This window comes from Kitasatospora sp. NPDC001660 (genome assembly GCF_053596725.1).
Genome location: NZ_JBSFGU010000066.1, coordinates 20,461 through 28,878, shown reverse-complemented (window position 1 = coordinate 28,878; position 8,418 = coordinate 20,461). Strand labels below are relative to the sequence as shown.

General features: G+C 75.3%; 5 protein-coding genes. All 5 read right to left on the bottom strand.

What is annotated here, in order from left to right:
* Positions 1–238: 238 nt before the first annotated feature.
* The 5 genes from ACWCXH_RS36535 to ACWCXH_RS36515 are packed head-to-tail and all read right to left on the bottom strand — an operon-like array spanning position 239 to position 8,411.
* Complete coding sequence (locus tag ACWCXH_RS36535; RefSeq protein WP_449805819.1) at positions 239–1,342, bottom strand: class I SAM-dependent methyltransferase; 1,104 nt, start codon at positions 1,340–1,342, stop codon at positions 239–241.
* Positions 1,339–2,565, bottom strand: a complete 1,227-nt coding sequence (locus ACWCXH_RS36530) for a glycosyltransferase (protein ID WP_449805818.1) — start codon at positions 2,563–2,565, stop codon at positions 1,339–1,341. Before ACWCXH_RS36530 ends, ACWCXH_RS36535 begins: the two co-directional genes overlap by 4 nt.
* Positions 2,562–3,422 (bottom strand): alpha/beta fold hydrolase, encoded by an 861-nt coding sequence (locus tag ACWCXH_RS36525; RefSeq protein ID WP_449805817.1) that lies wholly within the window; start codon positions 3,420–3,422, stop codon positions 2,562–2,564. Before ACWCXH_RS36525 ends, ACWCXH_RS36530 begins: the two co-directional genes overlap by 4 nt.
* 1 nt (position 3,423) lies before the next feature.
* A complete protein-coding gene (locus tag ACWCXH_RS36520; protein ID WP_449805816.1) occupies positions 3,424–3,738 on the bottom strand; it encodes a phosphopantetheine-binding protein in 315 nt (104 codons plus the stop codon).
* On the bottom strand, positions 3,735–8,411 hold the full coding sequence (locus tag ACWCXH_RS36515) for a beta-ketoacyl synthase N-terminal-like domain-containing protein (protein WP_449805820.1): 4,677 nt from the start codon (positions 8,409–8,411) through the stop codon (positions 3,735–3,737). The genes ACWCXH_RS36520 and ACWCXH_RS36515 overlap by 4 nt, the downstream gene beginning before the upstream one ends.
* Positions 8,412–8,418 lie beyond the last annotated feature (7 nt).

Genomic DNA, 8,418 nt, shown 5'->3' with positions numbered 1-8,418 from the left:
CTGGTCCGTGCGTGGCGCCGCCCTGGGGGCGCCGCGGGCGTGGTCCGGCACCCTGGTGGGTGCCGGACCTCGCCGACAGTGGAGCGCCAGGCCCGGGTTGCACGGACTCTCCCTACTGAAAGTAGGACGTGCTCTGGTAGCACCGCTGACGCCTGGCGAGGAATCATCTCCCTCGCGACGAGAGAAATATTAGCAGGTCAGCGGCGCACCACCAAAGTTGGATGTTCAACGGCCCGCCTCACGGGGTCCGGCGGGCGAGGAGACGGTAGGCGTTGGAGCAGCCGGTGCGGCCGGCGACCGGCGCCAGGAGTCGGTCGAGCAGCATCGCGGCGATCAGGAGAGGGGCACCGGCCAGGAGCAGTGCCGGACGCAGGGTCCGCCGCAGGCGCCCGGGTGGCCCGCCGGGATGCCAGGGCGCGTCCTCGCGCGGGGCGAGGTGGTCCAGCAGCAGCCATCCGGCGGCCAGCAGGTCGATCGGGTCGTGTGCCTCGCCGCGCTGTTCCTGCAGCACGGTGAAGCCGATGGCCTCCAGGCGTTGGCGGAGGTTGGCGGCGGGGGCGAGGTGCAGGTGCTGCGGCTGCAGCCAGGGCAGCCACCACCGCCCCAGGAGGCGCGCGAAGCGGCTTCGGGGGTCGGGGACCTCGATGAGCAGCAGCCCTCCGGGGCGTAGCACCTGGTGGGCCGAGGCCAGTTCCCGGGCGGGGTCCATGGTGTGTTCGAGGTAGTGGAGCATGCTCACCACGTCGTACTGTCCGGCCAGCCGGGGCGCGAGCTCGGGGAACAGGCCGCGCAGGCCGCGCCGCAACCGGCCGGCCCGCTCGGCCAGTTCGACGCCCCGGCTGAGGTCCACGCCGTCGAACGCGGTGCCGGGAAAGACGCCGCGGGCGGTCGCGCAGAAGTGGCCGTGTCCGGTGCCGACGTCCAGCCAGCGCTGTGGGGCCGGGCTGTGCGGGAGCACCGAACGGGCCTGGTTGCGGTGGACGGTGGTACGGGCCGCGAAGGTCTTGCCGAGGCGTTGTTCGCCCAGGCCGTCGTAGAAGTCGCGGTAGTAGAACTCCAGTCCCTTGTCGTTCAGTTGGGGGTTCTGGAAGGTGTGCCCGCAGTCCTCGCAGGTGTCCAGGGTGAAGCGGCCGGGCTTGTGCTGGAGCAGATCGGTGGTGTGCAGACGGGTGCGCAGTGCGGTGGAGGCGCACCAGGGACAGTCGGTGCGGCGCTGGTGGAAGAAGCGGTCGGTGCCGTGGGCCAGGTCGGCCTGGTAGGCGGAGCGCAGGGCGGCGACGCGTTCGGCGGGACGTGCCGCTGTCTGCCCGGCGGGCGCTTGCTCCGGGTCTGCGGTGGTCATCGGGACGGTTCCTCCGCGGGTTCGGGCAGGGGGCGGGTCAGCTGTTCGAGGTGGGTGGCGGCAGCGGCTGCGCCGCCGGCGGCTCGGAAGGAGTCGCCGATGCGCCGGGCGGCCGCGCGGCGGGCGGCATTGTCGAGGACCTCGTCGAGGGCCTGGCCGAGGCGGGTGGCGTCGGTGCGGCCGAACCGTACCCGGACGCCGGCGCCGGACGCCGCCACCTGTCCGGCCACCACCGGCTGGTCGTCGCGGATCGGTGCGACCACCAGGGGGACGCCGTGCCAGAGGGATTCGCAGACCGTGTTGTGGCCGGCGTGGCAGACCGCGGCGTCGAGGTGTTCCAGCAGCCGCAGCTGCGGGACGGAGGGGAGGACCAGGACGTCGGTGTCGGGAGGCGGGGCTCCGAGGGCGCGGCCCGGGTCGGCGATCACCGCCTGCAGGCGGTGGGAGCGGTCCCGCACGGCTCGGTGGCAGGCGGTCAGGAACGCCGTGCCGGTGTCGGTGTTGGCCGTGCCGAGGGTGACCAGGACGGTGGCGCGGCCGGGGTCCAGCCAGTCCCAGGGGAAGGGCGGTTCGGTGGCGCGCGGGGCGATGGCGGGGCCGACGAAGCGGATCGGCCGGCTGAGGGTGGTCGGTCCGGTCAGCTCCGGTGTGGTGAAGGCGAGCACGAGGTGCGGGGAGAAGCGGGGGTCGGTGGTCCGGCCGGGGGCGCCGATGCGTCCGCGCAGTGCGTCGAGGAGTCCGCGGATCCAGGCCTCGACCAGGGGCAGGCCCGCCAGGGCACCGGTGAACTCGGCGGAGGTGGTCGCGGAGGTGGCCCAGGGCAGGCCCCGGCGCTCGGCGATCAGTGCGCCGGCGACGGCCTGCTGGTCCACCACGAGGACGTCGGGGCGGAACCGGGCGATCGCGGCCTCGATGCCGGGGGCCATCGCGTCGGCGAGGGGGATCAGGAAGCTCTCCCACAAGTACTTCAGTGCGGCGGTACCGCGTAGTTCCGGCGGGCGCCGGTAGGCCTGTTCGAGCGGGCCGGGGGCAGGAGCGCGGTCCGCGGGTGGGAGGACGGCGCAGGGGTGGATCTCGGCTTCCGGTCCGGCCAGGGGGGTGACCGCTTCGGGAAGGGCGGCCCAGGCGGTCCGGTGGCCGCGGGCGGCCAGTTCGGCCGCGACGCCCACGGCGGGGTTGACGTGTCCGACCAGGGGCGGGACGACGAACAGGAACCGGCTCACCGGGCCCTCCCTTCGGCGACCCGGACGCCGGACGGCTGCACGGACGGCTGCGCGGACGGGTGGCGCAGGTCGGCGCCGTGTTCGGTCAGGAAGGCGAGCGTGAGGTTTCGGACCGTGTCGGGGGTCCCGACCAGGACGGAGTGTTCCTGGTCCGGGACGGTGACGCTCCGGCAGTGCGGCAGCAGTTGTTCGAGCCGGGCCGCCTGCTCGGCCAGGTCCGACTGTGCGCCGTAGACGGCCAGCACCGGGCAGGTGATGGCGCGCAGTGCGGCCTCGGCGGGCAGCCGGCTTGCCGGGATGTCGCGGGCCAGGGTCGTCTCGGCCAGCAGGGTGCCGGCTGCGCGGGCGAGGCGGGCGGTGTGGGGGCCGCGGCGGCGGGCGATCCACCTCAGGACCTTCTCCCGGCCCAGCTTCCGCTCGGCGTCCGTCAGGATGCCGTCCAGTTTGGTCGCCCATGCCGCGGAGGCCGGTTCGGACTCGATGGCCAGGATGCCGGCGACGAGTTCGGGGCGGCGGGTGGCGAGGGCGAATGCCACCGTGCCGCCGAAGGAGTTGCCGACCAGGTGCACGGGGCCGGGGAGGTCGAGTCGGTCCAGCAGGGTCTCGAGGTCGTCGGTGAAGTGCTCCAGCCGGTAGCCGGTGGCCGGACGGGCGCTGCGGCCGTGGCCGCGGTGGTCGTACATCAGCACGTCGAGGCCGGCGGACGCGAGGGTGGGGGCCAGGGTGAAGTAGAAGCTGGCGAGGCTGTCCGTGAGCAGCCCGTGCAGCAGGACGGCGGTGGCCGCCGGTGGACCGCCGTCCTGCGGGCTCAGCCGCTGTACGTGGCAGCGCAGCCCGTCCAGGTCGATGAAGGCCATGTCAGGTCCGTTCCGTGCTGTGCAGCCGGTCCTCGACGTGGCTGACGAGCCGGCCCACGGTCAGGCCGATGATCTCGTCGAGCTCCATGTCGGCGATGAACTCGGCGAAGTTGATCCGGTCGCCCCAGCGCTCGCGCAGCAGCCCGGCGAGGGTGACCAGGTCGATGCTCTCCAGGCCGAGGTCCTCGGTGAACCGGCTCTCCAGGGTGACCTCGGCGTTGTCGAGGCCGTACTCGCCGAGCACGGCGGCCAGCATGCCGGTGATTTCCACGAGGATCTCGGGGCCGGTGGGGGGAAGGTGCTCGCTGGTGGTCACGCCGTCAGTCCTTCGAGGTCGGGGTGGTCGGGGTCGTCGGTGGTCCAGGCCACGACGTAGTCGCGTCGCGGCAGGCCGGGTGGGCTGCCGACCCGGGTACAGCGCACGTGGTGGGTGCGGAGTCCGCCGGGGGTGACGACGGCGACCCGCAGGGTGGTGGGGTCGGCGGTGACCACGGTGAAGTCGTGCGGCCGGCTCCGCAGTCCGGTGCCTTCGGCCTTGCCGGCTGCTTCCTTGGCGGCCCGGAACCGGGTGAACCACACGTCCCGGGAGGCGCCGTCCTCGGCCTGGCAGGCCGTCAGGAGCCGGATCTCCCGTGGCAGCAGCGCGACGGGCAGGGTCTCGGCGGGGCGCTCGGTGACCTCCTCCACGTCGATCCCGGGGCCCGGAGCACCAGTGCGGCGGGCGGGGCGCACGAGTGCGACCGCGATCTCGCTGCGGTGGGCGAGGGTGACCTCCAGATCCGGCAGCAGCCGGCCGTGCAGGCCGCGCACCCGGGGGCGGCCGGAGGGGTCGTCGAACACCTGGATCTCGGCGGGGAAGGGCCGGTCGGGCGAGTCCTGCCACAGCAGGCGCCGCACCGCGTCCTTGACCGCGATCCTCCCCAGCAGCCAGGCCCGGCGGCCGCGCGGCGGCTGGCGGTCGTACTGGTCGCGCTCGGCCGCGCCCAGGTGGTTGCGCATGATCAGGTCGCGGGAGGCGAGGTCGGGCCAGCGCTCGTGGAGCAGGACCCAGCCGCCGGGCTGCGGGGTGGAGAGGGTCTCGCGCTCGACGAAGCGTTCGACGGGCCGGGTCTCGGGGTGGCTGTCGAAGCGGCGGTCCTGCCAGCCGTCGATCTCCGCCCAGACCTCGCCGTCGGCCAGGAGCTGGACGTCGGCTTCGAGGGTGGCGCGGGTGAGTGCGGTGATGCGGATCCGGCAGTCCAGGTCGGTGCCCGGGCGCGGCTGCGGTCCGTGCAGCCGCAGGCGGCGGATGCCCACCGGGAAGACCACGGAGCGTTCGGTGCGGGTGGCCATGATCCAGTAGCCGAGCAGCTGGCCGACGTTGTCGAGCAGCGCACCGGGCGCGGAGGGCGCGGTGATCACACCGCGTACGTGGTTCTCGCCGAGTTCGGTCAGGGCGGTCAGGCCCTGGAAGGCGGGGCCGTGGAACATCCACCGCTCGTCGTAGAGCCTGGCGGCCGGCATCGGCGCCCGGCGCGTGCCCCCGGGCGGCTCGGCCGGCCACGGGGTGGGCGGGGCCGGGTGACGGGGCGCCAGTTCCAGGGTTCCGGCCGCGTAGGTGCCGAAGGCGGCAGCCAGCAGTCCGGGGCCGGTGTCCTGCAGGGTGATCTCCACGTCGAGGGGGGTCGCGGCCGGCACCCACCGGCCGAAGCGCAGGTCGTGCAGGGCGCAGGTGACCTGCCCCGGCCTGGCCTGTTCGGCGGCGTCCATCAGGTGCTGGACGATCGTGGTGGCGGGGACGACCGGCCAGCGGTCCGACAGGTCGGGCCAGCCCGGGCGCTGGCGGATGAAGCAGTGGTCGAGCAGGTGGGGCATGGTGTCGGTGGAGATGCGCAGGCGGCTGCTGTGGTGCGCGTGCTCCCGGCGCGGCGCGGGGGCAGCGGGGACGGGCCGTACCGGCGCGGTCCGGCGCGGTGGCGCGGCGGTCGGCCGGCGGTGGGCGAGCACCTCGGTGACGGCCCGTTCGGTGTCGCGCAGGAGGGCGCCGAGTTCGGCCGCCGCCGGGTGGGTGTCGAGCAGCGCGGCCAGGGAGTCGCCCGGGGCGTGGGCCGGCGCGACGGTGCTCGGCGCGGTGGCCTGCGCGGCGGTGCTCGGCGCGGTGGCCTGCGCGGCGGCGGGCGGCACGGCCGCGGGCCGGGCGGGGGTGTGCGCCGGCGCCAGGGCGGGGGCGAGTTCGGCACGCAGGGTGGCGACGGTGGCGGGCTCGAACGAGACGAGACCTCCGGTGAGGTCCAGCGGTACGGACGGGTGCGTCCGTACCGCAGGGGCGGGGCGGGTGCCCGGGGTCCGCGCCCGGGCGGGCTGCAGAGCGGCCGAGTCGGGTTCGGCGCCCTCGACCCACAGGGCGGCGGCGAGGCGGCGCAGCTGGGCGAGTCCGTCGCGGTGCGGCGAGTTCGCGGCGATCACCAGGTGGTCCCGCGGGCCCAGGGTGTCGCCCACCAGGGAGCCCAACTGGCCGGGGCCGACCTGGACGAAGGCCCGGAATCCGGCTGCGTGCAGGGCTTCGACCAGTGGTCTGAAGCGCACCGGTTCGAGCAGGTGGCGCAGGAACAGGGAGCGTACCTGGGCCGGGGTGTCGGGGAACGGCGACGCCGTGGTCCCGGACCACACCGGCACGGTCGGCCGGTGCAGTTGGAAGCGTTCGGCGGCCTGGCGGATCGGGGCCAGGTAGCGGGCGAGCATGGGGGTGTGGAAGCCGGACCGGAACGGCAGGACCTGGCCGAGCACGCCACGGGCACGGAACCGGCGGACGAGTTCGGCCACGGGTTCCTCGGGGCCGCAGACGATCGACTGCTGCGGGGCGTTGTCGTGCGACAGGACGACCTGGCCCATGCCCTCCAGGCCTGCGAGCGTCTGCTGCACGTCGTGGGCGGAGGTGCCGAGCGCGGCGAAGGCGAGCCCGGGGACGTGCAGCGCGTCGGGGTCGAAGGAGTCCAGGAAGGCGTCCACCTGGGTGCCGGAGTAGAGGCCGGCGGTGATCATGGCGGTCCACTCGCCGACGCTGTGCCCGGCCACCGCGTCGGGGTGCACGCCGATGCGGCGCAGCGCGGTGTCGAGGAGCCGTCCGACCGTGACGACGCCCGCGCCGTGCCGGCCGATGTCGTCCGTCCGGGCGCCGTCGGCCAGGGCGGGGCGGGTCAGGCCGAAGTGGTCGGCGACCTCTTCCACCCGGGGGGTGAAGTCGCCTTCGAGCCCGGGGAAGAGGAAGGCGACCTTGCCCCGGCCGGCGGGTCCGGGGCCCAGCAGCGGCGCGGGGGTGAACCAGACGTCGCCGCGGCCGCGCCAGGGCCTGCCCCGTTCGACGGCGCGCCGGGCCATGGCCAGCCGCTTCCCGGTCGGATCGGCGATCGCCAGCCGGCACGGGGGAGCCGGGGGGCCGCCGGGGCCGTCCGGCTCGGGCCGGCCGGCGGCCAGCACGGCGTCGTCGTCCGCGGACAGTAGCTCGGCCAGCCGCTCGGGGGTGTCGGCGGCCAGGTGCAGTACGCGTTCCGGTTCGGCCACCACGGTGGTGGCCTGCGCGGTGGGCAGGGCGACGGGGCGGGGGAGGGCGGGGGCCTGCTCCAGGACCACGTGGGCGTTGATGCCGCCGAAGCCGAAGGCGTTCACCGCGGCACGGCGCGGGCTCCCGCCGGCCGTCTCCCAGGGGCGCGCGGCGCCGATCGTGCGGAAGCGGGTGGCGGCCAGCGCGGGGTGAGGGTCGTCGCAGTGCAGGGTCGGCAGCTGCACCCCGTGGTGCACCGCGAGCGCCGCCTTGACCAGGCCGGCGATGCCGGCGGCGGGCATGGTGTGGCCGATCATCGACTTCACCGAGCCGAGCACCGCCCGCTCCCCGGGTGCGGCGACGGGGCCGAACACCTCGGCGAGCGTGGCCAGTTCGGCCGCGTCGCCGGCCGGGGTGGCGGTGCCGTGGGCCTCCAGCAGGCCGAGTGCGCCCGGCGCCGCGGGGTCCAGGCCGGCCGACCGCCAGGCCGCGCGGACGGCGCGGCTCTGGCCCGCCGGGTCGGGGCTGGCCGGCCCGGCGGTGCGGCCGTCGCTCGCCACACCGGTGCCGCGGATCACCGCGTACACGCGGTCGCCGTCGCGCTCGGCGTCGGTGAGCCGTTTGAGGACCACCATGCCGGTGCCCTCGCCGATCAGCAGGCCGTCGGCACCGCGGTGGAACGGGCGGATCCGCTGGCTCGGGGAGAGCGCGCGCAACTGCGTGAACACGCTCCACAGCGTGACGTCGTGGCAGTGGTGCACACCGCCGGCCAGGACCGCGTCGCAGCGCCCGCTCGCCAGCTCGCCGACCGCCTGGTCGACCGCGACCAGCGAGGACGCGCAGGCGGCGTCGACCGTGTAGGCGGGGCCGCGCAGGTCCAGCCGGTTGGCCACCCGGGAGGCGGCCAGGTTGGGCACCAGGCCGATCGCCGATTCCGGGCGGTCGGGGCCCAGCCGGTCGGCGAACGCCTCGCGCACGCGGTGCAGCTGGTCGGCGGACAGTTCGGGCAGCAGTTCGCCGAGGGTGCGCACCAGCTGGTGCGCACCCCGTACCCGCTGGTCCAGGCGGACCAGGCCCGGTGTCAGGTAGCCGCCGCGGCCCAGGACCACCCCGACCCGGTCGCGGTCGGGCAGCCGGTCGCTGCCGCCGGCGTCCGCGAGGGCGGCGTCGGCGACCTGCAGGGCGATCAACTGGTCCGGCTCGGTGCCGGGGACCGAGGCCGGCATGATGCCGAACCGGGTCGGCTGCACCTGTGCCAGCCCGTCCACGAAGCCGCCGCGCCGGCAGTAGAGCCGGTCCGGCGCGGCCGGCCCCGAGCCGGCCCCGGGGTCGTAGAAGCCGGCGTCCCAGCGGCCTTCGGGCAGATCGGTGATCGCGTCGACGCCCTCGACCAGGTTCCGCCAGTAGGCGGCTAGGTCGGGGGCGCCCGGCAGCAGCACGGCCATCCCCACCACGGCCACCGGTGGCATGCGCGTG

Coding starts and splice junctions, on each gene's coding strand:
- ACWCXH_RS36535 (WP_449805819.1), bottom strand. CDS start 1,342: ATGACCACCGCAGACCCGGAGCAAGCGCCCGCCGGGCAGACAGCGGCA.
- ACWCXH_RS36525 (WP_449805817.1), bottom strand. CDS start 3,422: ATGGCCTTCATCGACCTGGACGGGCTGCGCTGCCACGTACAGCGGCTG.
- ACWCXH_RS36515 (WP_449805820.1), bottom strand. CDS start 8,411: ATGCCACCGGTGGCCGTGGTGGGGATGGCCGTGCTGCTGCCGGGCGCC.